The sequence below is a fragment of the Bradyrhizobium sp. LA6.1 genome (assembly GCF_040547805.1).
Lineage (GTDB): Bacteria > Pseudomonadota > Alphaproteobacteria > Rhizobiales > Xanthobacteraceae > Bradyrhizobium > Bradyrhizobium barranii.
On the sequence record NZ_JBEPQK010000002.1, the window covers coordinates 627,324 to 652,089 of the forward strand.

20 protein-coding genes and 2 pseudogenes are annotated in these 24,766 nt (G+C 62.7%); 16 read left to right on the forward strand and 6 right to left on the reverse strand.

Annotation, left to right across the window (positions count from 1 at the left end; all coding sequences use genetic code 11):
- Positions 1–9: 9 nt before the first annotated feature.
- Entirely contained in the window at positions 10–1,110 is a 1,101-nt protein-coding gene (locus tag ABIB99_RS06665; protein ID WP_354175173.1) for an ATP-binding protein, read from the reverse strand.
- Positions 1,107–1,793: a response regulator gene (locus ABIB99_RS06670; RefSeq protein WP_354175174.1), complete on the reverse strand. Its 687-nt coding sequence runs from the start codon at positions 1,791–1,793 to the stop codon at positions 1,107–1,109. Before ABIB99_RS06670 ends, ABIB99_RS06665 begins: the two co-directional genes overlap by 4 nt.
- Positions 1,794–2,008: 215 nt before the next feature.
- Between ABIB99_RS06670 and ABIB99_RS06675 the strand changes: the two genes are divergently transcribed.
- From ABIB99_RS06675 to ABIB99_RS06700, 6 genes are all read left to right on the forward strand, one after another.
- The gene (locus ABIB99_RS06675; protein WP_354175175.1) at positions 2,009–2,497 is read left to right on the forward strand and encodes a DUF2147 domain-containing protein; all 489 of its coding nucleotides are present in this window, start codon (positions 2,009–2,011) and stop codon (positions 2,495–2,497) included.
- 196 nt (positions 2,498–2,693) lie between these two features.
- Positions 2,694–3,191: an SH3 domain-containing protein gene (locus ABIB99_RS06680; RefSeq protein WP_354175176.1), complete on the forward strand. Its 498-nt coding sequence runs from the start codon at positions 2,694–2,696 to the stop codon at positions 3,189–3,191.
- A gap of 66 nt (positions 3,192–3,257) precedes the next feature.
- Positions 3,258–3,755 (forward strand): GNAT family N-acetyltransferase, encoded by a 498-nt coding sequence (locus ABIB99_RS06685; protein ID WP_354175177.1) that lies wholly within the window; start codon positions 3,258–3,260, stop codon positions 3,753–3,755.
- Between the two features lie 183 nt (positions 3,756–3,938).
- Positions 3,939–5,096 (forward strand): efflux RND transporter periplasmic adaptor subunit, encoded by a 1,158-nt coding sequence (locus tag ABIB99_RS06690; RefSeq protein ID WP_354175178.1) that lies wholly within the window; start codon positions 3,939–3,941, stop codon positions 5,094–5,096.
- An 18-nt stretch (positions 5,097–5,114) separates the two neighbouring features.
- Positions 5,115–8,237 carry a multidrug efflux RND transporter permease subunit gene (locus ABIB99_RS06695; RefSeq protein WP_354175179.1) on the forward strand — a complete coding sequence of 1,041 codons (3,123 nt, stop codon included), beginning with the start codon at positions 5,115–5,117 and terminating at the stop codon, positions 8,235–8,237.
- The gene (locus tag ABIB99_RS06700; protein ID WP_354175180.1) at positions 8,234–9,802 is read left to right on the forward strand and encodes an efflux transporter outer membrane subunit; all 1,569 of its coding nucleotides are present in this window, start codon (positions 8,234–8,236) and stop codon (positions 9,800–9,802) included. The genes ABIB99_RS06695 and ABIB99_RS06700 overlap by 4 nt, the downstream gene beginning before the upstream one ends.
- A gap of 218 nt (positions 9,803–10,020) precedes the next feature.
- On the opposite strand, the gene ABIB99_RS06705 is transcribed toward ABIB99_RS06700, so the two are convergent.
- On the reverse strand, positions 10,021–10,899 hold the full coding sequence (locus tag ABIB99_RS06705) for an IclR family transcriptional regulator (protein WP_354175181.1): 879 nt from the start codon (positions 10,897–10,899) through the stop codon (positions 10,021–10,023).
- A 173-nt stretch (positions 10,900–11,072) separates the two neighbouring features.
- Between ABIB99_RS06705 and ABIB99_RS06710 the strand changes: the two genes are divergently transcribed.
- The 3 genes from ABIB99_RS06710 to ABIB99_RS06720 are packed head-to-tail and all read left to right on the forward strand — an operon-like array spanning position 11,073 to position 14,358.
- Positions 11,073–12,707 carry an MFS transporter gene (locus ABIB99_RS06710; RefSeq protein ID WP_354175182.1) on the forward strand — a complete coding sequence of 545 codons (1,635 nt, stop codon included), beginning with the start codon at positions 11,073–11,075 and terminating at the stop codon, positions 12,705–12,707.
- A gap of 60 nt (positions 12,708–12,767) precedes the next feature.
- Entirely contained in the window at positions 12,768–13,733 is a 966-nt protein-coding gene (locus tag ABIB99_RS06715; protein ID WP_354175184.1) for a nitrilase, read from the forward strand.
- A 7-nt stretch (positions 13,734–13,740) separates the two neighbouring features.
- On the forward strand, positions 13,741–14,358 hold the full coding sequence (locus tag ABIB99_RS06720; protein ID WP_354175185.1) for a flavin reductase family protein: 618 nt from the start codon (positions 13,741–13,743) through the stop codon (positions 14,356–14,358).
- A 328-nt stretch (positions 14,359–14,686) separates the two neighbouring features.
- On the opposite strand, the gene ABIB99_RS06725 is transcribed toward ABIB99_RS06720, so the two are convergent.
- Positions 14,687–15,277 carry a helix-turn-helix domain-containing protein gene (locus ABIB99_RS06725; protein WP_354175186.1) on the reverse strand — a complete coding sequence of 197 codons (591 nt, stop codon included), beginning with the start codon at positions 15,275–15,277 and terminating at the stop codon, positions 14,687–14,689.
- A 203-nt stretch (positions 15,278–15,480) separates the two neighbouring features.
- On the opposite strand from ABIB99_RS06725, the gene ABIB99_RS06730 reads away from it, so the two are divergent.
- The 6 genes and pseudogenes from ABIB99_RS06730 to ABIB99_RS06755 all read left to right on the forward strand — a co-directional run bounded on the left by ABIB99_RS06730 (position 15,481) and on the right by ABIB99_RS06755 (position 21,983).
- A complete protein-coding gene (locus ABIB99_RS06730) occupies positions 15,481–16,713 on the forward strand; it encodes a dienelactone hydrolase family protein (protein WP_354175187.1) in 1,233 nt (410 codons plus the stop codon).
- 83 nt (positions 16,714–16,796) lie between these two features.
- Positions 16,797–18,342, forward strand: a pseudogene (locus ABIB99_RS06735) (ABC transporter substrate-binding protein).
- Positions 18,343–18,369: 27 nt separating this feature from the next.
- Entirely contained in the window at positions 18,370–19,377 is a 1,008-nt protein-coding gene (locus ABIB99_RS06740; protein ID WP_354175188.1) for an ABC transporter permease, read from the forward strand.
- Positions 19,370–20,257, forward strand: coding sequence for an ABC transporter permease (locus ABIB99_RS06745; protein WP_354175190.1), 888 nt, complete (start codon positions 19,370–19,372; stop codon positions 20,255–20,257). Before ABIB99_RS06740 ends, ABIB99_RS06745 begins: the two co-directional genes overlap by 8 nt.
- Positions 20,254–21,129 carry an ABC transporter ATP-binding protein gene (locus ABIB99_RS06750; protein ID WP_354175192.1) on the forward strand — a complete coding sequence of 292 codons (876 nt, stop codon included), beginning with the start codon at positions 20,254–20,256 and terminating at the stop codon, positions 21,127–21,129. Before ABIB99_RS06745 ends, ABIB99_RS06750 begins: the two co-directional genes overlap by 4 nt.
- Positions 21,126–21,983, forward strand: coding sequence for an ATP-binding cassette domain-containing protein (locus tag ABIB99_RS06755; RefSeq protein WP_354175194.1), 858 nt, complete (start codon positions 21,126–21,128; stop codon positions 21,981–21,983). Before ABIB99_RS06750 ends, ABIB99_RS06755 begins: the two co-directional genes overlap by 4 nt.
- A gap of 29 nt (positions 21,984–22,012) precedes the next feature.
- Here ABIB99_RS06755 and ABIB99_RS06760 read toward each other — a convergent pair whose 3' ends face one another.
- Positions 22,013–22,546, reverse strand: coding sequence for an integrase core domain-containing protein (locus tag ABIB99_RS06760; RefSeq protein WP_354175195.1), 534 nt, complete (start codon positions 22,544–22,546; stop codon positions 22,013–22,015).
- Here ABIB99_RS06760 and ABIB99_RS06765 point away from each other — a divergent pair.
- Positions 22,503–22,781, forward strand: a pseudogene (locus ABIB99_RS06765) (methyl-accepting chemotaxis protein); the annotation flags it as partial. The gene ABIB99_RS06760 and the pseudogene ABIB99_RS06765 overlap by 44 nt on opposite strands.
- Before the next feature lie 160 nt (positions 22,782–22,941).
- Here the strand turns inward: ABIB99_RS06765 and ABIB99_RS06770 are convergent.
- Entirely contained in the window at positions 22,942–24,546 is a 1,605-nt protein-coding gene (locus ABIB99_RS06770) for a XylR N-terminal domain-containing protein (RefSeq protein WP_354175196.1), read from the reverse strand.
- Positions 24,547–24,766: the final 220 nt, after the last annotated feature.

Genomic DNA, 24,766 nt, shown 5'->3' on the forward strand with positions numbered 1-24,766 from the left:
CGAAACACGTTAGGTCTGAATCGACGCGTCGGGTGCCGCATTGGATTCACAATCTTCAAGGGGAAGTGTGATCTCAAAAACGGCACCTCCGCGTGAGGATGCCCGATACGCGACATGTCCGCCATGTGCCTCGGTGATGGCGCGAACGATGGACAGGCCCAGCCCAGATCCGCCATAACGCGGGGAGTGCGATGGGTCACCACGCGCGAACGGATCGAATGCCCGCTTGGCAAACTCCGGCGGCAATCCGGGACCTTCATCCTCGACACGAATGATGGCGGAGTTGCCAGACTTCAGAGTCGAGATTTCGATACGGCCAGCCTTCGCGTAGCGTTGAGCATTATCGAGAAGGGCGAGCAACGCCTGGCGAATACGAATCCCGTCGCCGAGAACGACCAGATCTTCCAGCGCGAGTTCGAGCGAGAAGCCGGCGTTTGCGAGCGAGGGCTCCAGCAGGTCGGCGACGTTGTGAATTTCCGCGGCGAGCGCGACCGGCGCTCTCCCAAGATCCAGGCGTCCGCTATCGGCCAGCGTGACTGTACGAAGATCGTCGACGAGCCGCGAGAGTCCGTCGATCTGTAGCAGCAGATTGCGGATTGACGCTTCATCGGGTGTGAAAACGCCGTCGGCGATGCCCTGGAGGCGACCCTTCAGGATCGTGAGCGGCGTTCTGAGCTCGTGTGCGATCGCTGCACTCCAAGCGATCATGTCGTCGGCGTTATCTTGCAGCCTCTGTGCCATCGCGTTGAAATCGGCTACCAGATGAGCCGTCTCGCCGAGCGACCGATCGCCGGGAGACGCGCGCGCTGAGAGGTCTCCAGCGGCTATTTTGCGCGCGCTTTCCGCCAGGGAATTCAGCGGAGCCAAGATTCGCTTCGTCAGCCGGAGCGCGACAACGATCGCAAGGGCCAGTCCGATAAGTAGGAAGACCGCGATCATCACCAGGTCGGGCGCCTCTGGAAGAAGGGGAGGCGGTCCGGGAGGCGGTGGAAAATAGCTTAGATAAATTCCGTAGAAGACGAACGAACCGACGAAGACGATCAGCATCGCGATGGTCGCCACGACGCTCATTGAGGCTATGATCTGCCTACTTAGGCGATACCGCTTCATATTGCGGCCAATCGATAGCCGACGCCGCGAACACCGGACAGCATGCCAGGCGCGCCGGCCTCGTCCAGTTTTTTGCGAAGATTGCTGATGTGGCTGTCCACCGTCCGCTCGAGGGCGTCGCTGCCGGGCAGGCAGGCATCGACGAGCTCACTTCGCGTGAAGGCCTTGGTCGGTGTTCGCGCCATGTGAGCCAGGAGCCGAAATTCGGTGAGTGTGAGCGGCAGTGGTTGTTCAGTTCCATCCACTTCGACTTTTACCATGTGGCCGTCGAGATCAATGGCAACGCAGTCGACGCGCAGCATGCCGCCGGCGCTTGACCGGCCAGCCCGCCGCAATACCGCTTTGGTGCGGGCAACCACTTCGACCGGATTGAACGGCTTGACGACATAGTCGTCAGCCCCGATGCGCAGTCCCTGCAAACGATCGATATCCTGGTCAAGCGCGGTGATCATGATGACGGGTGTATCGCCCCGGCGCCGGATCTCGGCCAACACCTCCCATCCGTCCAGGCGGGGCATCGTCACGTCGAGAAGGATGAGGTCCGGTTTCAGCGCAAGGTGCAGGTCGAGTGCCGCTCGACCATCGCCGGCGCGGACCGTGCGGAAGCCCTCACGCGTCAGATAGGCGTCGAGAATTTCGCAGATTTGCGGTTCATCTTCGGCAATGAGGATAAGGGCGTTCATCGGAACACGAGGTCAGGCGTCATTGGATAGGGCTCTTGGCATGGGGTGAGCTTCCCGTCGACCTATTACAGGCCTTCTCCACCAAATCTCCATCAATTCTCCATGGTCGATCGACCGTTGCCAGCGATGACGCGGCATACCGGCCCTGTCCGGCAGGCTGGTGGAAGCCGAAGCCGCTCTTGGATCACCGCGGCGCTCTGTAAGGACCATTTCGCATGCGCATCGACCCTGTCCGCACCGCCGTTTACGGACTTCCGGTGGTTTTGGCTATTACGCTCGTTTTCGCTATTGCGCTCGCTTTCGCGCGCGACGTCGCGGCAGGACGCACCATGCCGAGATCCGGTCCCTTTGGAGCCTGGCTGACTCAGGCGGGCGACGCTAAGGTGGTGGTGAAACCATGCGGCGCAGCAATATGTGGCAAGGTCGTGTGGCTGAAGCAGCCGATCGACAGCGCAACAGGGAAACCTCCGACAGACGACAAGAACCCGGATCCGGCTCTCAGAACGCATCGCATCGTGGGGCTTCAGCTCTTCCTCGACATGCTGCCCTCTGCCTCGAACGCATGGTCCGGGCGAGTCTATAACGCCGACGACGGCAAGAGCTATGCCAGCACAGTTACCCTGCTTGATGCAGCACGACTGGAAGTGCGGGGGTGCGCCGGTTCGTTGTGCGGGAGCGAAATATGGACTCGGGCCGCGCGATAGCCCCAGCGTCGAGATGTGAGGACGCATCATCGCGTGACGTCTCCTCAACAAGAGCTTTAGTGCGAGGTCCTCCACCAGATCTCCACCCGGCCTCGTCTCTGCGTCAACAGCCGCGAGGCAATGCGCATGGAGCGAGACGGTGCGCGGGCCGCAGCCCATCTGGCGCGCCACTTCGATACTTTCCGTTGGAGGACCTATGAAGAATCGTCCCATTGTTTATGCAACCACGCTCGTCCTGATCGCCTTTGCTGGCGAAGGCCATGCTGGAACCAACGACGGATATTCCGGCGTGAATCTCAACATCCGTTCCGGACCGAGTGCTCGATTTCCCGCCGTCGGGAGGTTGCCTGCCGGATCGTCGCTGACGATTCACGGATGCCTGGCACGCTATACCTGGTGCGACGTGAGCGCATCTGGGGTTCGCGGCTGGGTGTCGGGAGCGCATGTTCAGTTCGTTCACGAAGCGCGCCGCGTCTACGTCCCTGCCTACGCGGCGCAGGCGGAAATCCCCGTCGTAACGTTCAACGTCGCCGGTTACTGGCACGACTACTATCGTGACTATGGCTTCTACGGCGAAGTCGACCATTGGAGCGACCATCGCTGGGAGAACGACGGCAATCCGCCCGGTTGGCGCGACAATTGGGATGACGACCATATCGACCCCGAAAATGAGCCCGTGCCGGACAACGACTAGGCGGCTCGATACGTCCATCATCGTCATCTAGACCGTGTACTCATTCTTTCAATCAAAGGCCCATCCATGAGTGACCTCCTCGTCCGCCTCTATGATCTTCCCGACGTTAGGACGGACGAGAAGATCGCTTCCCACGGGATCACGGTTCGTCGCGCGATGGCGGCGGAGGCGCATGTCGTACTTCCCTGGATTGAAAAGCATTTCCATAGCCCCTGGGTGAGCGAAGCGACGCGCGCCTTCACGCGCTCTCCGGTCATGGTCTGGATTGCTGTGCGGCATAACGAGTTGCTGGGCTTCGCCTGCGCCGACTGCTCGATGCGCGGCTTCTTTGGTCCGACGGGAGTAGCGAAGGCTGCTCGTGGGCAGGGCATTGGCGAGGCGCTCCTCTTCACCACCCTGCGCGGCATGCGCGAAGCGGAATATGCCTATGCGATCATCGGTGGCGTTGGGCCCGTGGCATTTTACCGAAAGCACCTCGACGCGATCGATATCCCGGGCTCCGAGGCAAGCATCTACGGTCCGATGCTGCACGACGACAAAGGGCGAGATTTCGACGACCTTTAGCGGCCAGCACCGCCCAGAAGAACAACGTTGCCTTCTTGAGGCGCGCCCGAGCCCCGCGAAGATAACGCGGGATCAGCTTGCCCGTGAAGAATACGCAGCCCGCTCGGCTTCGCGGCCAACGCGTTGATCATCTACAAGGCGGCCTTCCCATCAGGTGCGCCTTCTGCCGCTTTGGATTCCTGCATGGCACGTCAGTTCGGCACTTTCCAGATCCTGTTCCTGTTCCTGAACGCACTGTGTTTGGCCGGTTGCGACAAGGATAAACACGACGGGTCGGCGCAGGTTGGAGCACCGCCGGCCCTGGTCACGGTATTGTCGGTCAAACCCGAAACGGTGACCCTCGTCGACGAGTTGCCGGGGCGGGTTGCGGCTTTCCGAACCGCGGAGATCAGGCCGCAGGTTGGCGGGATCCTCGAAAAGCGCCTGTTCGATCAGGGCTCCGAAGTCGCGGCCGGCCAAGCCCTGTTCCAGATCAATTCCGATGTGTTCAAGGCAGACGTCGACAGTGCGGCCGCGGCCCTTCAGCGGGTCGAGGCGGGTCTTGTTCGCTCGCAAGGCAAGTTCGACCGCGCGAAGCAACTGGTGACGAGCTATGCGATCAGCCGCGAGGCCTATGACGACGCCGCGGCGGATGTCGCTCAGGCGAAGGCAAATGTTGCGGAAGCCCAGGCATCGCTCCAACGCAGGCAGCTTGATCTCGCGTTTGCAACGGTTCGCGCGCCGATCGCAGGACGGACCGGGCAGGCCCTAGTGAGCGAAGGCGCGCTCGCATCGGTTTCCTCTACAAACGCTCTGGCGACCATCCAGCAGATCGATAAGGTCTATGTCGATGTACGCCAGCCCGCCACCCAGATCGACGCGATCCGGGAGGCCGCCCAATCGGGGCAACTCGACGACGCCTCACAGGTGCCGGTGGCGATTTTCGCCGCCAGCGGCAAGGCTTATCGGGTGACAGGACGCGCCTTGTTCTCCGACATCAGCGTCGATCGTGGCACGGGCAACGTCACGGTCCGCGTAGAGGTCCAAAATCCGGATCGCATTCTGCTTCCCGGCATGTACGTCCGCGCCCGAATGCCGCGCGGCGTGAGGCACAACGCGTTGCTGGTGCCCCAGGAGGCCGTCGTCCGTGATGCTGATGGAAAGCCGCAACTCGTCATCGTCGACGATCGCAAGCGGGCCGCGCGGCGCGTGGTCGGTCTCGGCGAGATCGTGGACCGCCGCTATATCGTGACGTCAGGCCTGCAAGCAGGCGAGACGGTCGTGGTGCAGGGCCAAGAACGCGCGAAGAACGACGCGGTCGTTGAGGCCGTGCCCTTCACCGCGGCGCAAGTGAACAACTGAGAGTACAGCGACAGCATCATGTCTCAGTTCTTCATCGACCGCCCGGTGTTCGCCTGGGTCATTGCGATCTTCATCGCGCTGATCGGGGCAATCTCGATGACACAGCTTCCGGTGTCGCGTTTTCCGACCATCGCACCCCCCAGTGTCAGCATCTTCGCGACCTATACGGGGGCGACGCCGCAGACGATCAACGATAGCGTCGTCACACTGATCGAAAGGGAGCTGTCGAGCGTCAAGAACCTGCTTTATTTCGAATCGACCGTCGACACGTCCGGCAGCGCAAGCATTACCGCCACGTTCAAGCCAGGCACTGCAGCCGACCTGGCCCAGGTTGACGTTCAGAACCGTCTGAAAGCGATTGAAGCGCGCCTTCCCGAGGCGGTTCGGCGCATGGGCGTCACCGTTGAATCGGCTGCGTCCGATTTCCTGATGATCGTGACGCTGAATTCGCGCACCGGCGCGTACGACGAACTCGCGCTGGGCGACTATATGACGCGGAACATCGTGCAGGAGTTGAAGCGCGTGGAAGGCGTCGGCCGTGTCCAGACCTTCGGCTCTGAAAAGGCGATGCGCATATGGGTCGATCCCGCCAAGCTGGTCTCCTATTCGCTATCGCTGGCCCAAATCATAGGCGCGATCCAGGCTCAGAACGCCCAGATCGCACCGGGCAGGGTGGGTGCCGAGCCGACGGTCCCCGGACAGAAAGTCAGTATCCCGCTCACTGCGCAGGGGCAGCTGCAGACGCCCGAGGAGTTCGAGGCGATTGTTCTGCGCGCCGAAACTGACGGCTCCAAGCTTGTTTTGGGCGATGTCGCCCGCGTCGAACTCGGCGCGCAGAGCCTGAGCTTTACGACCCTTGAAAATGGAAAGGCCGCCACGGCTGCAGGTATCCAGTTGGCGCCGGGCGCCAATGCGGTGCGCACCGCCGCCGCCGTTCATGCGCGCCTGGCCGAACTCGCGCCGGCCATGCCGGAGGGGATGGGCCATGCCATCGCCTTCGACACGGCCCCCTTTGTGAAGATATCGATCGAGAAGGTCGTCCACACCTTGATCGAGGCCATGGTGCTCGTCTTCCTGGTGATGCTCCTGTTTCTCCAGAGCATTCGATACACGCTGATCCCGGCCATCGTTGCGCCGATCGCGCTGCTCGGGACCTTCTCAGTCATGTGGGCGGCTGGATATTCGATCAACGTGCTGACGATGTTCGGCATGGTGCTCGCGATCGGTATCATCGTCGACGACGCGATCGTCGTGGTCGAGAATGTCGAGCGGATTATGGCGACCGAGGGGCTCCCGCCGAAAGAAGCCACGCGGAAGGCGATGAAGGAGATTACCGGCGCCGTCATCGGGATCACCCTCGTTCTGTCTGCAGTGCTCGTTCCCATGGGACTCGCGAGCGGGTCGGTCGGCGCGATCTATCGGCAGTTCACGCTATCGATGGCGGTGTCGATTCTGTTTTCAGCTTTTCTCGCGCTCACGCTGACTCCCGCGCTTTGCACCACACTGCTCGAGCCAATTGCGGCCGGCCAACACGAGAAGAAAGGCTTCTTTGGTTGGTTCAACCGGACTTTCAACCGGATGACGCAAGGCTACTCCGGCTGGGTCGCCGCGTTGGTTCGCAGGACAGGGCGCATGATGGTCCTTTATGCCGTCATCGTCGCCGCGCTCGCCTACTGCTACATGCGTCTGCCCTCATCTTTCGTCCCGGCGGAGGACCAGGGCAACTTCATGACGAGTTTCACGCTGCCAACGGACGCGACGGCCGAACGAACCCTCGATATCGTCAAGCAATACGACGCGTACGTCGCATCGCGAGCGGCCGTCTCGGGCAACACTTCCATCATCGGCTTTGGCTTCTCCGGCTCCGGACCGAACGCGGCCATGGCGTTCACAAGTCTCAAGGATTGGAGCGAACGGAGCGCGACCGTCAACGACGAGGTCGCCAGCGCCACGGCGGCGATGGCCAACGCGCGCGAAGGCACGGTCATGAGCATGAAACCGCCGGCGATTGAGGCCCTGGGCACCACCAGTGGTTTCTCGCTTCGCCTCGAAGACCGGGCCAATCGCGGCCATGCCGCATTGATGGCTGCCCAGGCAAGCCTTCTGCAACTTGCCTCGCAAAGCAGACGCGTCAGCGGCGTATATCCCGAAGGTCTGCCGAGCGGACCGAGCGTGAGGCTGAAGATCGACCGCCAGAAGGCCGAAGCCCTTGGCGTGCCCTTCACCATGATCAGCGACACGCTGACGGTGGCCATGGGATCAACCTATGTGAACGACTTCCCGAATGCCGGACGACTGCAGCAGGTGATCGTTCAGGCGGACGCGCCGAACCGCATGCAGATCGAGGATGTTCTGAAACTCTACCTCCGCAACAATGCCGGGGGCATGGTGTCCTTGTCGGAGGTGGTCACACCTGTGTGGGGCGAGGACCCTCTTCAACTCGTGCGTTACAACGGCTATCCCGCGGCGCGCGTTGCCGGAAACGCCGCGTCGGGTGTCTCCAGCGGCGACGCCATGGCGGAGATGGAGCGGCTCGCCGCCCAGCTTCCGGCCGGCTTCGTGGTCGAATGGACCGGGCAGTCGCTGCAGGAGAAAGAATCGGCGTCGCAGGCCCCGATCCTGCTCGCGCTGTCGATGCTGGTTGTGTTCCTGGTGCTGGCAGCGCTGTACGAAAGCTGGTCGATCCCGCTTTCGGTCATGCTGGTCGTGCCTCTTGGCATCCTCGGCGCCGTGCTCGCGGTGCAAATTCGTGGGCTTGAGAACGATGTGTTCTTCAAGGTCGGGCTCATCACCATCATCGGGCTCTCGGCCAAGAACGCGATTCTCATCGTCGAGTTCGCCAGGGGCTTGCGCGCGCAGGGGCGGGGACTCGGTGATGCCGTCGTCGAGGCCGCCCGGCTTCGCTTGCGACCTATCCTGATGACTTCGCTTGCCTTCGCCCTCGGCGTCGTGCCGCTGATGCTCGCCCGGGGAGCGAGCGCCGAGACCCAGCATGCGATCGGAACCGGAGTCTTCGGCGGCATGCTCTCCGCCACTGTCCTCGCGCTACTCTTTGTGCCTGTCTTCTACGTCGCCGTGATGAAACAGTTCAGCTCGCGCGAACGGGAGGTCGTGGCTGTCTCGAAAGAGGCGATCGAATGAGAGGGGCGAGAAATGCATTTGAGAATTTGCGGGAGCGACTCCGGACCGATCGGTTGCGACGATTCCGCGGCGCCTTCGCCGCGATTCCTCTCGCCCTTGCGGTCGGCGCCTGCGCCGTCGGTCCTGACTACATGCCCCCTTTGGTGGCTGTTCCTTCCAAATGGAGCTCAGCCGACCGGTTACAGCCGGCGGCAGCGCCGGTTCTGGCGCGCTGGTGGATGCGTCTGAACGATCCGTTGTTGAATGCGCTGATCGATGAGGCGGTGTTGGACAACCGCGATGTCGCGATCGCAAGAGCACGTGTCCGCGAGGCCCGTGCGAGTTATCGACAAACCGCTGGAGCCCTGTTCCCGACGGTTAGAGGGACCAGCTCGGTGACTGATCAGAAAAGCGGGCCCAATCTGGCAAGCGAAGGCGTCCCCGCAAGCATCCCGGCCTTTAGCCAAGATCAAGCTGGCTTCGATGCGAGCTGGGAGATCGACATCTTCGGCAAGTACCAGCGCGGCGCTGAGGTGGCCGGTTATGGCGTGGAGGCCGCGGACGAGCAGCTTCGTGTCACGCTGTTGACGCTCATCGGCGACGTCGCATCAAACTACGCGATGGCGCGGGGATACCAGGCCCGGCTTGCGTTGGCGCGCCGGACGGCAGCCGCGCAGCGCGAAACCACGGAACTCACCGGCACCAGGTTTGAGGCCGGGGGCGCGTCGGCCATCGATCTTGCCAACGCCAAGGGGCAGATGAGCACGACGGAGGCGGCCATTCCGGGTCTTGAGGCCTCTTATGCGGGCATCGTGCATCGATTGAGCGTGCTGATCGGCCAGGCGCCGGGAAGCTTGATGAAGCTGATGAGCCGCAACATTCCCATTCCGAGGCCGCGCCTGCCGATGCCGATCGGTATCCCGGCCGATATCCTGATGTCGCGGCCCGACATACAGCAGGCGGAACGCGTACTGGCACAGGCCACAGCAAGGATCGGCCAAGCTGAAGCCGCGCGCTACCCAACGATAAGCCTCACTGGAAACATCTCCACGACGGGGTTGAAGGTCGGAGATCTCGCGAAGAATTCCTCGATCGGCTGGTCCGTCGGCCCGACTCTCAGTGCTCCCATTTTCAATGGCGGACAATTGCAGGCGGCGGTCGAATTCGGGCAGGCGCAACGGGACCAGAGCTTTACGCAATATCAGGCGGCGGTTCTCAAGGGGCTCGAAGAGGTCGAGAACGCGATTGTCGCTTTGGCGCAGGAGCGAATCCGGCTTGGAAAACTTTCGGTCTCCGTCGAATCCTATCGGCAGGCGGCGACGCTGTCGCGAGCGCTATACCGGAACGGATCGACCAGCTTTTTCACCGTGCTCGATGCCGAGCGTTCTCTCTATTCTGCCGAGGATGCACTGGTTCAGAGCCGGATCGCGTTGGCGACCGACTATATCGCATTGAACAAGGCGCTCGGGGGCGGATGGGACAGTGTTGTCGACGTGTCGAAGCCCGAGGTTGTCGACACGAGTATGGGGCCCCGCCCGAGATCGGCCATCCTCGGTCGCTTCATACAAGCTACGGAGATTCCGTAAGCGAAGCCGTGGCAGCGTCGATCGCAACGAGATCCCGATAGCATGGCCCCACGACACCGGCGGGCACACGGTGATGCCATGCGAGTGGCAAACTCAACCCCTTGCGCGCCCGAGACCCAGCCGCGAACAGCCGATGTGCTTACCTCGTACTACGTATAACGCGACACACATCCGCGCTGACTGCACGCTAACGCTTGAACCAGCGCTGGATGACGATCTCAGCCTCCCGGTTGCCAGCCTGCGGTCGCGGAGAGGGCGTGCGCGTGGGCGATCAGCGCCGTCGCGGTGGGGCCTTTCAGATCGTCATCGAGAATACCGATGGGACCCATCATCGTGATAGCCGCGATCATGAACCCACCCTGGTCGAAGATCGGTGCAGACAGGGAGGTAAAGTTCGGCAGAAGGGCATCGCGGCAGCGGCTTATGCCATCGCGTCGAATCTTGTCCATCATGTCCTCCACCTCGGCCGTGGTGGTGGGCGCATCATCCGTCCTCGGCTGGCGCGAGAGCTCCTCCTTGAGCTCTTGATCCAGCATCTGGCCTGTAAGAGAGCGCGGCAGATGTGCAAGAAAGTTTCGCCCCAACGCAGACCGCAGCAGGCTCAGGACGCTTCCGACGCGCAGCTCGATGATGGGCCGGCTAGCTCCGCCCTCGACGCGATAGATGATGGTCGGGCCACGATTGCCCCACACGCCGAGAAACACCGTGTGGCCGATCGTCGTTGCGAGTTCGGTCATGGCCGGCCGCGCGACGGCGAAGACGTCGAATTGCTCGATGGCCGCCATGCCGAGCTTCAAGGCGTAGGGGCCGAGGGCATAGCAGCCGGTGTCGGTCTCCTGTCGGACGATGCCGACCGCCTGAAAGCTCACGAGATAGTAGTGGACGTTGGCCGCGGACATTCCGGTGTTGGCGGCGATCATCTTCAGCGGCACGGGCCGCATTTCGGTCCTGAGGTAGTCGAGGATCTTGAAGCCGATCTCGATCGACTGAATGCCGCGCCGTCCGGTCCGTTCGGCCGTGGTGATTTTGCCGGTTTTGGCTCCTCGTGCGGATGCGGGCGCCGGATCCGGCGGGCGGGGTCGGCGCGGCTTCTTCACTGAAAATCCTTATAAATCAGGGTGTTATGGCGAGTGTCGTTCTGGCGCATTATTGGGCGCGTCTCGCCAGATATTCAAGCTTGCTGTATTTGACGAGATCATATGTATATGACTAAATAAAATGGCTTGAAGCGGGGCTGGGTTTGGCCGCGGCGCAAACAGGGGGAATGACGATGGATGCACGAGCGACGGCGGTACCCGCCGACCAGAATCTGACGCGCAGCGAGGAGCGGCAGGTCGTTCTCGCCTCGACCCTCGGCACGGTGTTCGAGTGGTACGACTTCTTCATCTACGGCGCGCTCGCCGTGTTCATGAGCTCGGTATTGTTTCCGCCGGACAACCCGACCGCCGCCGTGCTTGCTTCGCTCGGCGCTCTTGCGGCCGGTTTCGTGATCCGGCCGATCGGCGCCGTGGTGTTCGGTCGCATCGGTGATCTGGTCGGTCGAAAATATACCTTCCTCATCACCATCGTGATGATGGGAGGCGGCACGGCTTTGATCGGCTTCCTGCCCACCTATGCCAGCGTCGGCCATGCGGCATGGATCTCGCTGGTCATGCTGCGATTGATCCAGGGCCTCGCGGTTGGCGGCGAGTATGGCGGTGCCGTCATCTACGTTGCGGAGCATTCTCGTCCGGACCGGCGCGGGCTTCTGACCGGATGGATCCAGATCACATCGTCGGTCGGGCTGGCGCTCTCCATCGCGGTCATCATCGGCACGCAGAGCGTCATGAGCGAGGCCGATTTCAAGGCCTGGGGATGGCGCGCTCCCTTCATCATCTCGATCGCGATGCTGGCGTTCTCGATCTACGTCCGCGCCAGGCTGCATGAATCGCCCGTCTTCACGCGTCTCAAGGCGGAACGCCGCCTGTCCAAGAGTCCGGTGAGAGACACCTTCGCCCGGTGGTCCAGCCTTCGCCTGGTGTTGATCGCGCTGTTCGGTGTGACCGCGGGCATGGGGTCAACCTACTTCACCGGCCAGTTCTACGTGATGATCTTCATGCAGCAGATCGCAAGGATCGATCTGCAGACATCCTATACCCTGATGGCCATCGGTCTCGTGATCGGTGCTCCCGCGTTCGTTTTCTTCGGCTGGCTGTCCGATCGGGTTGGACGCAAATGGCTGATGATGACGGGTCTCGTGCTATCGGCGCTGTGCTACCGGCCGATGTTTTCGTCGCTGCTGGAGGCTGCAAATCCGCAGCTCGTGGCCGCGACGCGCAGCGCGCCGGTGACCGTGCATGCGGACACCACCAGCGAAGCGTGCAAGTTCGGCCTTGTGGCCGCGCTGCTGAGCTCGCATGGCGATCACAGCAAGCCTTGCGTTGAGGCCAAGAAGCTGCTGATCGGAAGCGGCATCAACTTCAGCTATGCCGCTCCGGTCGACGGCCAGGCCGTGGCGATGACGGTCAACGGCAGAACGATTGCCGGATACGATGCGGCGGCTTACCGCAAGGCCCTGTCCGAGGCGGGCTACCCCGCCAAGGCGGATCCCGCAAAGGTGTCGTCGGGCTACATCGTCTTCCTGCTGGTCGTCATGACCGTCATCGTCGCGATGGTCTATGGGCCGGTGGCATCGTTCCTGGTCGAGGTGTTCCCGGCCAACATCCGATACACGGCGCTTTCGTTTCCCTACCATATCGGCGCCGGCATCTTCGGTGGCTTCCTGCCGTTCTTTGCAACCTATCTTTCGCTCGCGGTCGGCGACGTGTTTGCGGGGCTCTGGTATCCGGTTGTCATTTGTACGGTCGTCGCCGTGATTGGATCGATCATGCTGCCGAACAGGCCGCAAATCGAGACGGATCACTGAGTGTGACATGCTGGCGGGCCGCAGCAGCGGCCCGCCCTCCTTTTCCGTGCCCGGGATGACATGATGGATATCAATCGACCGAACACCTACAAGGCGGCCGTCGTTCAGGCCGCTTCAGATCCGACAAGCTCGCTGGCGTCGGCGCAAAAGGCGGCGGCCTTGATCGAGCAGGCAGCTGACGCCGGCGCCAGGCTGGTCGTCTTCCCTGAAGCGTTCATTGGCGGCTATCCCAAGGGAAATTCATTCGGCGCTCCCGTCGGCATGCGCAAGCCCGAAGGACGCGAGGCGTTCCGTTTGTATTGGGAGGCGGCCATCGATCTCGATGGCGTGGAGGTTGAGACGATCGCCGCGGCGGCGGCCGCAACCGGTGCTTTCACGGTCATCGGCTGCATCGAGCGAGAGCAGGGCACGCTCTACTGCACGGCGCTGTTCTTCGACGGGGCTCGTGGGCTCGTCGGCAAGCACCGCAAGCTGATGCCGACCGCGGGCGAGCGGCTGATCTGGGGTTTCGGCGACGGCTCGACCATGCCGGTGTTCGAGACCTCGCTCGGTAATATCGGCGCGGTGATCTGCTGGGAAAACTACATGCCGATGCTGCGCATGCACATGTACAGCCAGGGCATCAGCATCTACTGCGCTCCAACCGCGGATGATCGCGATACCTGGCTTCCGACCATGCAGCATATCGCCCTGGAGGGACGCTGTTTCGTGTTGACGGCCTGTCAGCATCTCAAGCGTGGCGCCTTCCCGGCGGACTACGAGTGCGCGCTGGGTGCCGATCCCGAGACCGTGCTCATGCGCGGCGGCAGCGCTGTCGTCAATCCGCTTGGCAAGGTGCTGGCGGGGCCATACTTCGAGGGAGAGACCATCCTGTATGCCGACATTGCGCTCGATGAGGTGACGCGCGGCAAGTTTGATTTCGACGCCGCCGGGCACTATTCCCGTCCGGACGTTTTCCAGCTCGTCGTCGACGATCGACCGAAGCGGGCGGTCTCCACCGTCAGCGCCGATCGCGCGCGTAATTGAGGGACCGATGCTCTTCGATATGGGCCAGCTTCCGGCGGATATCCGCTACAAGATTCTCACCGCGACGGTTACGCCGCGCCCCATCGCGTGGGTGACGACCCGCTCCCGGGACGGTGCGGCCAATGCGGCGCCCTTCAGCTTCTTCAACGTGCTGGGGCATGAGCCGCCGACGGTTGTGCTCGGCTTGCTGCGTCATCCGAACAAGGGCTTGAAAGACACGGCGCAGAATATCGTCGAGACGCGCGAGTTCGTCGCTCACCTGGTGTCGCACCAGATGGCTGAAGCCATGAACGCGACGGCCGTCGATGCTCCGGCCGGCGTCGACGAGATGGAGATTGCGGGGCTTCAAACACTGCCTTCGCATATGGTTGCGCCTCCGCTCATCAAGGGGTGCCCGGTGGCGTTCGAATGCCGCTCCCTCTCGGTTCACGAGACCGGGCCCCGGCAGATCGCCGTGATTGGCGAGATCGTTTGTGCTCATGTCGCGGAGCAGTTCGTGATGGATGCACAGCGAGGCTATATCGATACGGTCGGCCTCGACCTCATTGCCCGCATGCACGGGTCGGGCTGGTATGCGAGGCCTCGCGACCTCTTCCAGCTGGTGCGGCCGCTGCCGATCGAATAGGGCGGCCGGCGCGGGGGCTCCGGTCATGGCCGCCACTTGTCGACCCGCGCTTGCCGATGAGGTCGTCCGCGAGAAGACGCTGCACCAGCCCCGAGACATTTGCCGCCGGACACTTGGCCGCGCAGCCCGCCCACGACATAGAGCGCCAGGAACCACGGCAGCGAATATGTCCGCACCCGGCGTCCCTTGTTGATACGGCGGTCGAGCCAGCCCATGAGCTGCCTGTTCCGGCGTGCTGGATTCTTCGGGGGGCGATGGTTCGTTCGTTCCGAGTGATCGTTCGGGGCGGAGGATCAGGGCTCCGCCCGCAGCTGCGAAGGCGGCGACGTCAGGGCTGATGCCGCCGCGTGATTGCGACTTGGGCCGCTTGGGCATAGAGGCTCGCGACCAGGTCAAGATGGCTGCCGGCGGCCTCGGATTTCTCCGCCCAACCCTCCAGTGCCTCCAGAATCGGCGGAAGGGTCGCGGCGCGCAGGTCCGCATAGGCTTCGGTGACGGAACGGCCCAGATCGGTGACGCGGTAGCGCGTCTCCTTACGCGATGAGGAGCCTTCGGTCTCGATCAGGCCGGCCTTCACCAGCTTTCGCGTCGCATATTGCAGATTGGGGACGTCGACGCGGTTGACCAATTGTCCGATCTCGGAGAGGCGCTTGGGCTCGTCGCCCATTCTGACCACGTTGAGCACGGCGACGTCATCTCCCGTCAGCGGTACGTCGCACACGGCGGCCAAGCACGCCGCTTTCCAGCGATAATAAGCCTGGGCTACTCGCTCCAGCCTGAACTCGAACTCCGACAATCGCCGCTCGGCCTCCGTGCGCGCCAGATGCCACGAACCCCCGCGCTCGATCGGGGACGAATGCAGCTTCGCTCTGGCAGTCGCGCCCGTCCGCCTTGCGACAGCGTTCTGCGTCTTCCTCAAGACCGTCTCCTGATTCTGCCCAAGCTTACGACTTGGGCAGGCTGTGCCCAACGAAAGCTATATACAAGTTCAATTCTTACATTAAAAATACAATTAAGAAAGCATGATGGGAAGGCAAGGCCTCCTGTGCATGTGAGAAGCGGCACACGAACGCTGCAAGGGACGGAAGCTGCGCAAGGCTCGACGAGGAGAGGGGATCGCACATGGCGGGACAATGGATCGATATCGCTGCCAGGGATGGCGGCGGCTTCAAGGGCTATCTCGCCGTTCCAGCCTCGGGCTCGGGTCCCGGCATCCTGCTGATGCAGGAGATCTTCGGCGTCAACAAGTCGATGCGCGATGTCGCCGACTACTACGCCGAAGAAGGCTACGTCGTGCTGGCGCCCGACCTGTTCTGGCGCATGGAGCCCGGCATTGAGCTCGGTTATTCCGAGGCCGATTTCGGTAAGGCGATGGGCTATTACCAGCGCTTTGATGCCAACCAGTCGATCAAGGATGCCGACGATGCGCTGAAGGTCCTGCGGGCGCGGCCCGAATGCAGGGGCAAGGTCGGCGCCCTCGGCTTCTGCCTCGGCGGCAAGCTCGCCTATCTCGTTGCGGCCCGGACCGACGTCGATTGCGCGGTGAGCTATTACGGCGTCGGCATCGAGGCCGATCTCGGCGAAGCCGGCAACGTCAAGGGCCCGATGGTCTTCCATTTCGCCGAGCTCGACCGCTTTGCGCCCGCCGAAGCGCGCGAGCAGATCAAGGCGGCCTTCAAGGGCCGGCCCGACGTCGAGTTCTATCTCTATCCCGGCTGCGACCACGCCTTCGCAGCGCCGGAGCGCACGAGCTTCAACAAGCCGGCGACGTTGATGGCGCATTCGCGCTCGATCGCGCTGTTCCGGAGGGTGCTGGGTCCGTACTACGACCTCTCGACGCTGTGGGACCGGCACACCGAGCTCGAATTCGCCACCCGCTCGGCGGAAGAGACCATGACCACGATGGTTGCCGAGCCCTATGTCAACCACATCCCGACCATGACCGGCGGCGTCGGCTATCGCGACCTCTTGCGCTTCTACAAGCACCACTTTATCCCGAAAACGCCGCAGGATACCAAGCTCGTGCCGATCTCGCGCACCGTCGGTGCCGACCGCATCGTCGACGAGATGCTGTTCTGCTTCACCCACGATATTGAGATCGACTGGATGCTGCCCGGCGTGCCGCCGACCGGCAAATACGTCGAGATCCCGCTGGTCGCGATCGTGCGCTTCCGTGGCGACAAGCTCTACAACGAGCACATCTATTGGGATCAAGCGTCGGTGCTGGCGCAGATCGGGCTGCTCGATCCCGCGAGACTGCCGATCGCCGGCGTCGAGACGGCAAAGAAGCTCGTCGACGAATCCCTGCCGTCCAACACGTTGATGGCGCGCTGGTCCGAGAGCGCCGGCAAATAATCAGAACTGATCGACGGCGCCGCTCACGGCGCCGTTTTCGTAGATGCTCACCGTGCTTGGCTCATCATGTTGGGGTAATGACCATGTTTCCACTGTCGCGTCGTTCGATCCTTCAGCTTGCCGGCGGTGCCGCCGCGCTGCCGCTCACATCCGGCCTTCTCGGCGATGGTGCCGCACTTGCGGCGGCAGCGGGTACGCTGACCATCGCCTACAATGTCAACCTGCCGTCGTTCGATCCCACCATCGGCGTCTCGGCGGTCAATCCGACCATCCAGTCGATCTACCAGTCGGTGTTCGACCCCTATATCGGACAGGCCCCGGATCTCTCGTTCAAGCCTGGGCTTCTCACCAAATGGGGCTGGAACGAGGATCGCAGCAAGATCACGCTGGAATTGCGCAAGGGCGCGACCTGGCATGACGGCTCGCCTGTGACGCCGGAGGACGTGGTGTGGTCGCTCACGCGGGCGGGCGATCCGAAGGGCGGCAGCCCAGTGCAGTTCGTCTGGTCCAAAGGTCGGCAACTACAAGATCGACGGCAACACGATCACCGGCGACGTGATCGAGTTTGATCCGACGCTCTTCAAATGGATGGCTTTCCTCACCGGCTACATCCTGCCGAAGGCCTATTACGAGAAGGTCGGTGCGGAAGGCTTCGAGAAAGCGCCGATCGGCTCGGGCCCCTACAAGGTCGACGCGTTCGAACGCAACGCCTTCCTGCGGCTGAAGGCGCACGCCGGCTATTGGGGCGGCAAACCGGCATTCGAGACTGTGGTGTTCAAGTTCATCACCGATACGACCAGCCGTGTCGCCGAGATGGAGTCTGGCGGCTCTGACCTGACCTTCGAGATTCCGTACGAGGAATTCGACCGGCTGAAAGCCAAGCCCGGCCTGGCCGGCCAGACCCGGCCGGTGTCCGACATCGCGATGATCTTCATCACCGACATCGCCCCGATGCTCGACCGCAACGTGCGGCTCGCGGCCCATCACGCCATCGACAAGAAAGCGATCGTCGATCGCCTTCTGAAGGGGTACGGTGTGCCGATCTCCACCTTGGAGGCGCCGGGCTACACCGCCTTCGATCCCTCGATCAAGGTCGCCTACGATCCGGAGCTTGCGAAGGCCCTGCTGGCCAAGAGCGGTTATTCACCGGAGAAGCCGGTCAAGTTTACGATCCAGACCACGCGCGGCTTCAAGCCGAAGGACTACGAGATGGTTCAGGCGATCGTCGGCATGTGGCGCAAGGTCGGCATCGATGCCAATATCGAGATCTACGAGATAGCCAAGCATTTCGAGCTGCGCGCGCGCCACGCGCTGGCGCCCGCGGCATTCTACAATTGGGGCAATGCGATCGGCGATCCCTCGACCTCGACCGGTCACGCGATGTTCGGTCCATCACCGCACTGTGCCTGGAAGGGGAAGGACCTTGTCGAGCGCATAGGACCGCTTTGGAACGAGCCAAATGAGGCCAAGCGCATCGCCGGCTACAAGGCGGTTGACAAATACATCGCTGAGGAAGGCGAGGTGATCCCGCTGTTCCAGTATGTGCAGCCGATCATCCACAAGAAGGGCCTGAAGGTCGTGTCGCAGGCGAACGGAATGATCCTTCCGCAACTCATCACGCCGGCCTAAGCGGCAAACGAGAAAGGCGACCGACCGATGCGATGGGGCGAGCTCATCAGGCGCCTCCTGCTCGTGCCGCCCACGCTGTTCGGCGTGGCGGTCATCGTCTTCGTGCTGCTGCGTGTAGTGCCGGGCGATCCCATCGCAATGATGATCCCGCCCGGCGCGTCTGAGGCCGATATCACGAGGCTGCGCGCGCTCTACGGGCTCGACCAGTCGATTGTGCAGCAATTTGCGACCTGGCTCGGACAAATCGCCGGCGGCGATTTCGGTCGCTCCATCAGCGTTCATCAGGGTGTTCTCGACCTCTTGCTGGCGCGCCTGCCGGCCACGATCGAGCTTGCGCTGCTGGCGACGCTCATTGCTGTCGTTCTCGGTGTTCTCGCGGCAGTTGCCGGAATCCTGCTGCGCGGCCGGCGCGCGGAATGGGCGGTCGACGGCGGCATCGGCGTGCTGCTCGCGATCCCCGATTTTCTCTGGGCGCTGATCCTGCTGCTCGCCTTCGGCGTGCTCTTGCCATGGCTACCGATCTCCGGCCGCGTCGATCCGCAGATCGACGTCAATCTGCACAGCAATTTCTACCTGATCGAGAGCCTCCTGACCGGACGCTTCGCGATCGCCTTTGCACTGCTGCATCACATGATCCTGCCCGCGCTCGCACTGGCGCTGCCATTTGCTGCGCTGGTGGCGCGCATCCTCAAGGCCTCGCTCACCGAGGCCGAGGACCAGGATTATGCGCAGATCGCGCGGGCCCGCGGCTATTCGCGGCCCGACATCCTGCTGCATGAAGTGCTCCCGAACGCGCTGATCCCGACTGTCGCGCTCGGCGGTGTTCAGGTCACGCTGCTGCTCGGCGGCACTGTACTGGTCGAGCGCATCTTCTCCTATGAGGGTATCGGCAACATGGCGATCGACGCGGTGATCAACCGCGACTTCCCGCTGATCCAGGGGCTGGTGCTGACGTTTGCGGTGCTGTTCATCGCGCTCAACCTCGCCGTCGATCTCATTGTGACACTGCTCGATCCGAGGCTGCGTCATGGCTGACCTCGCGCTTGCGCCTCCCGCTATACGACCATCACGCTGGCTCGCCGCGTTGAAGCGCGGAGGCGCGCGGCTGTGGGTCGGCGCGGCGGTGGTCGCGCTGCTGGTGCTGGTCGCGGCCTCGGCGCCCTTCCTCGCGCCGCATGATCCGCTCGAGCAAGATCTGATGTTAGCGCAATTGCCGCCCTCTTGGGTGGCGGGGGGCGATCCCGCCTATCTCTTCGGCACCGACAGCCTTGGCCGTTGCGTGTTGTCGCGGTTGATCTACGCGGCGCGCACGGCGGTGTTGGTGGCGTTGATCGCGGCGACGCTTGCGGCGCTCATCGGCATCGCGCTTGGCCTGCTCGCCGGCAGCTTTGGCGGCTGGGTGGACCAGGGCATCTCGCGGCTGATCGACGTCTGGATGGCATTTCCGCCGGTGCTGCTCTCGATCGTGCTGGCTGCGGTGATCGGCGCCGGTCTGACCTCGGTGATCGCGGCGATCGTCCTGGTCGACTGGACTCGGTTTGCCCGCGTCGTGCGCGCCGAGACCATGGTACAGCTGACGCGCGACTACGCGGCCGCGGCGCGCGTCATTGGGATGAGCCGCGCAAAATTGCTGCGGCTGGAGATCCTACCCAATCTCGTACCGCTGCTGATCACGCTGCTCGCGGTCGAGATGGGCATCGCCATCCTCGTCGAGGTGATCCTGTCCTTCGTCGGGATATCCGTTGCGGGCGACACCCCGACCTGGGGCGGTATGATCTCTGAGGGCCGCCAGATCGTCTATCAGGCGCCGTGGATCATGGCGCTGCCGATCGCCTGCATCATCACCAGCGTGATTGGCCTCAACCTGCTTGGCGACGGTCTCCGCATTGCCCTCGATCCGGTGCAGCGCTCATGACCGCAACGCTCGAGATCCTGGGATTGAAGGTTGCGATCGGCGCAGCCAACGTCCTGCGCGGCGTGAATCTCGAATTGCAGCCGCGCGAGGTCCGTGGCCTCGTCGGCGAATCCGGCGCCGGCAAAACTATGCTGGGCCGTGCCGTCCTCGGGCTGCTGCCGGTGAATGCGACGATCACGGCCGGAAGCATCACCTTCGAGGGGCGCGATCTCTTGGCAATGGGGGAGGCGGAGCGGCGCAAGCTGCTCGGCCGTCGCATCGCGTTGATCCCGCAGGATCCCATGACCTCGCTCAATCCGGTCAAGCGGATCGGCGTGCAGATCGGCGGCCTGCTGCGGCATCATCTCGGGCTGTCGAAGCGCGCGGCGTCGGCGCGCGCGGCGGAGCTTCTCGCCGAGGTCGCGATCCGTGATCCTCAGCGGTTGCTGTCGCTTTATCCCCACGAAATCTCCGGCGGCATGCGCCAGCGCGTGCTGATCGCGATGGCTTTTGCCTGCGATCCCGCGCTCGTCGTCGCCGACGAGCCGACCACAGCGCTCGACGTCACCGTGCAGCGCCAGGTGCTGCAGCTCGTCGAGCGGCTGCGTCAGCGTCACGGCAGCGCCGTGCTGTTCGTCACCCACGATCTCGGCGTGGTCGCAAAGATTTGCCGCAGCATGACCGTGCTGCATAGCGGCCGCGTGCTGGAATACGGCGAGACGGCGGATGTGCTGGCCCGGCCGCGCCACGCCTACACGCGCGCGCTGCTCGCGGCCACGCCGCGGGCGGACCGGCCGGCCGAGGCGCTGCGACCGGTGCCGCCGGCGCTGATCGAGCAATTGTGGTCCGAGGCGCACCGCCTCGACCGCCTCACGATAGCGGGGCCGGCATGAGCGACATCCTGCTCCGCACCGGCAATTTGAGCTTTGGTTACCCGGAGCGCATGGGCCTGTTGCGCAAGCCGCGTCTGCGCGAGGTGATCAGAAGTGTTGATCTCACTGTGCCGCGCGGCTCGGTGCTGGGCCTGGTCGGCGAATCCGGCTCGGGCAAGACGACGCTCGGTCGCCTGCTGGTGCGGCTTTTGAGGCCGACGGCTGGTGGAATCAAGTTCGACGGGATCGAGATTGGCCAGCTCGACGAGACGGAACTGCGGCCGTTGCGTGCGCGGATCCAGATGATCTTCCAGGATCCGCAGTCCTCGCTCAATCCGCGGCTGCGGCTCGGCACCACGCTGACGCGGCCGTTGAGCGTGCATGGACGCCTGAACGGAAGAAGGGGGCAGCGCGAACGCGCGGCCGCGCTCCTCGATCTCGTCGGCCTGCCGACCGAGTTTGCCGATCGCTACCCACATGAATTGTCGGGCGGCCAGCGCCAGCGCGCCGGGATTGCTCGGGCGCTGGCGCTCGAGCCGGACTTCATCGTCGCCGACGAGATCGTGTCGGGACTGGACGTCTCCACCCAGGCGCACATTCTTTTGCTTTTGAAGGAGCTGCGAGCGAGACTTGGCCTCACCATGGTGTTCATCAGCCATGATCTCTCTGTCGTGCGCGTGCTCTGCGATGCCGTCGCGATTCTCCACCACGGCGAGATCGTCGAATACGGCCCCGTCGCAAACGTCTTCGGCGCTCCGCAGCATGCCTACACCCGGCGGTTGCTCGCGGCGATTCCTTTGCCCGATGTCGAGCCGGGTTGGCTCGACGATGCTCCGCCGGTCGGCGCGGACCAACAGCAAGGCTCAGCTGCATGAGCCTAAGAGTGGCTGTGCCTGTCGGAATTTCAAGCTCGTGCGTACAGATGATGAAGTCCGCCGCGAAATGGCGTAGGCAAAATGCGGCCAACAGCATGTACTGTTCGCGGCGATGGCGCGTCCTTGTTGCCCGAAAGGTGCGTGCGAGCCTCGTCATAGTAGGTCGCGTACGATCGCAGCAGATGGCGAAGATGCCGCTCGCCGAACACGACAACGTGGTCAAGACATTCCTGCCGGATCGAACCGATCGCCCTTTCACAGTATCCGTTCTGCCACGGCGATCGCGGCGCAGTTGGCCGATCCCGAATGCTCATCGCCCGAAGGCGGCGGGTGAAGACGTCACCGTAGACGGCGTCGCGGTCACGAATGATGTATCGCGGCGCTACTTTCCAACCATAGGCCTCGGTGAGTTGATGCGAAATCCATTCAGCCGTTGGGTGCGCGGTCACTCCCGGCCACAGGACTTGGCGGCGATCGTGATGCAGTAGCAGCAGCCCGTAGAGCAGTCGGAATGAGATTGTCAGTCGAACGATCGAAAAGCTCTCCGAGATATCGGCCACCATCGCGTCCGCCGTTGAAGAACAGGGGGCAGCGACACAGGAGATATCCCGCAACGTGCGGCGGGCTTGCCAAGGCACTCAACAGGTCTCATCCAATATCGTCGACGTGCAGCGCGGCGCCAGCGAAACCGGTTCGGCTTCGTCGCAAGTGCTGGCAGCTGCGCAGTCGCTATCCAGCGACAGCAATCGGCTCAAGCTCGAGGTGGACAAGTTCCTGAGCACCGTGCGGGCTGCGTAAGCCGAAGCCTGGCCCGTGATCGGGCCAGGCTTTCTACCGTCGGCTCGCGGAGAATTGCTGCGGGGATTCGCCGTCGACGAGGCGACGGAGACGCTGGGGCGGAAACGTCAGCTTCCCGCCTTTCTCAAGTTGCATTTCGTACAATCGTATGCGGCTGAAGCTATTTTGCTCGATAAACGAATTGAGGGCGAGTGACACCTATTAGCCGCGCTGCCGCCGACATTCTTCCATTGGAACGCCGCAGTGCCTCGGCATAGATCTGCTGGTTCAAGTCATCGATTGTGAGCGATCCGGCTGCCAGTAGATCCATGATACCTGGCACATGGGCATCCGCAGGTCTCGGGGGAGACGCCACCAGATCGCGGGGAAAATGCTTCGGCTCGATCTCTCGTGGATGACGCATGCCGCCGTCGACCTCGGTATTGAATGCGGCGACCTGAAGTATCGATCGCAATTGCGGAAGATTTCCAGGGATATCCATCACGACGAGGGCGTCCAGCGCTGCGCGCGACAGACGGTGCTGCGGCGAAGATCCGCTTTCCACGATTGCCGCAAGCACCGCGCGCGCAATATCTGGCATGTCGCCACGCCTGTCTTGAAGACTGGCGAGTTCAACCGGCAGGACTGCAAGACCGAACAGAAAATCCTGCCGCAGCGCCGGCATGGCGATCAACTCGCTCATTCGGCGAATTGATGAGCCGGTCAGTTGCAGTCCCTGCGGCAGATCTTGATTCTCGATTCTCTCGGCCAGCAGCAGCTGACACTCTTCTGGCAACGTTTCGATGTTCTCCAGAAGCCAGGTTTCGCGCAACTGCTTCACTTTCCGCAGCCGATCATCGATTTGCTCGCTGGTGAGAGATCCGCAGACGATGCGTCTCAATCGACCGCCTATGCCGTGTCGCCTGTGGTGCAAGTACTTCGCCGCAAGGTGCTTTCCGGCGCCGCGCGGACCAAGGATCAGCGCAGGCAGCCCACGGGCGGCAATCTCGTCCAGCCGATTGTGTACCGGTGCCAGCACCACGTCCTCAAGGCTTGCGTCTTCAACTGGCTTGGCTGCGTTTCGCGGCGGCGCGTGAAACGCCGTTTTCAGCAGGCCTGTCTTGTTCGGAAGCTCCGCAAGAGAGGGAACAACCTCTTGGCGGAAGATGCGAACCATCGGATCGTCGGCGCCCCAGGCGTCGGCCGTCCTGCCGGTCACCCGGCAGTGCTTGTGGCCCATCGCCGCGCATTCGGTTTCCTTGTAGACGATCAGCTTGTCGAAGAAATAGCTCGCATATCCCGAGGCGTAGCCGACCTGCATCCAGCAGACCGGTTCGGACACGTTGCGGTGACGATTGAGCGACTCGGTCGCCTCCATGCCGCCATGCCAGAGAAACTCCGCGGCGAACTTGTTCTGCTTGAAGTTGAAATCGTTGTAGACCGTCTGCACGCGGACGACGCCCGTCATGGTGTGCAAGCGCGTGCCCGCTGTGAAGGCATCACCCATATCGAGGTCGGGCCAGCCGGCGCGAATGAACTTCGCATCCTCCGTTCCCGCTTGAAACCCCAGCCGAAGCAGAATGACGCGCGCCTCGTGGGGGCCGAAGCGGCGGACCAGTTCCTCTTGAAGCTGGATTGCAATCGATGCGCGATTGAGCACGAGCCGCGCGTTGCGCAGGCTGATACGGCCGTGAGCGGGGTCGTACACAATCTGTGAGAGCATGTCGCGCAAGGTGGGTCGGCCACCGCGATCAAGCAGGCTGCTCTCTTCGACCTTGGAAATCATTCCGCAGTTACCCCCCCCCCCACAGTTGTTTTGGGGAGGAGGCTGCCGCGGTTACATCATTTAATCAACCAGAATTCATGAAATGATCCATTTTTGAGCCTCGATCAACGACGCGGGTGGCTTTCCGCGCCATCACGAGCAGTCGATAATCCTATTCGATTCAATAGGTTGAATTGGCGTCCGGAGGTTTGTTGCGGTGCAGAAGTGATTTCCTCTTTGA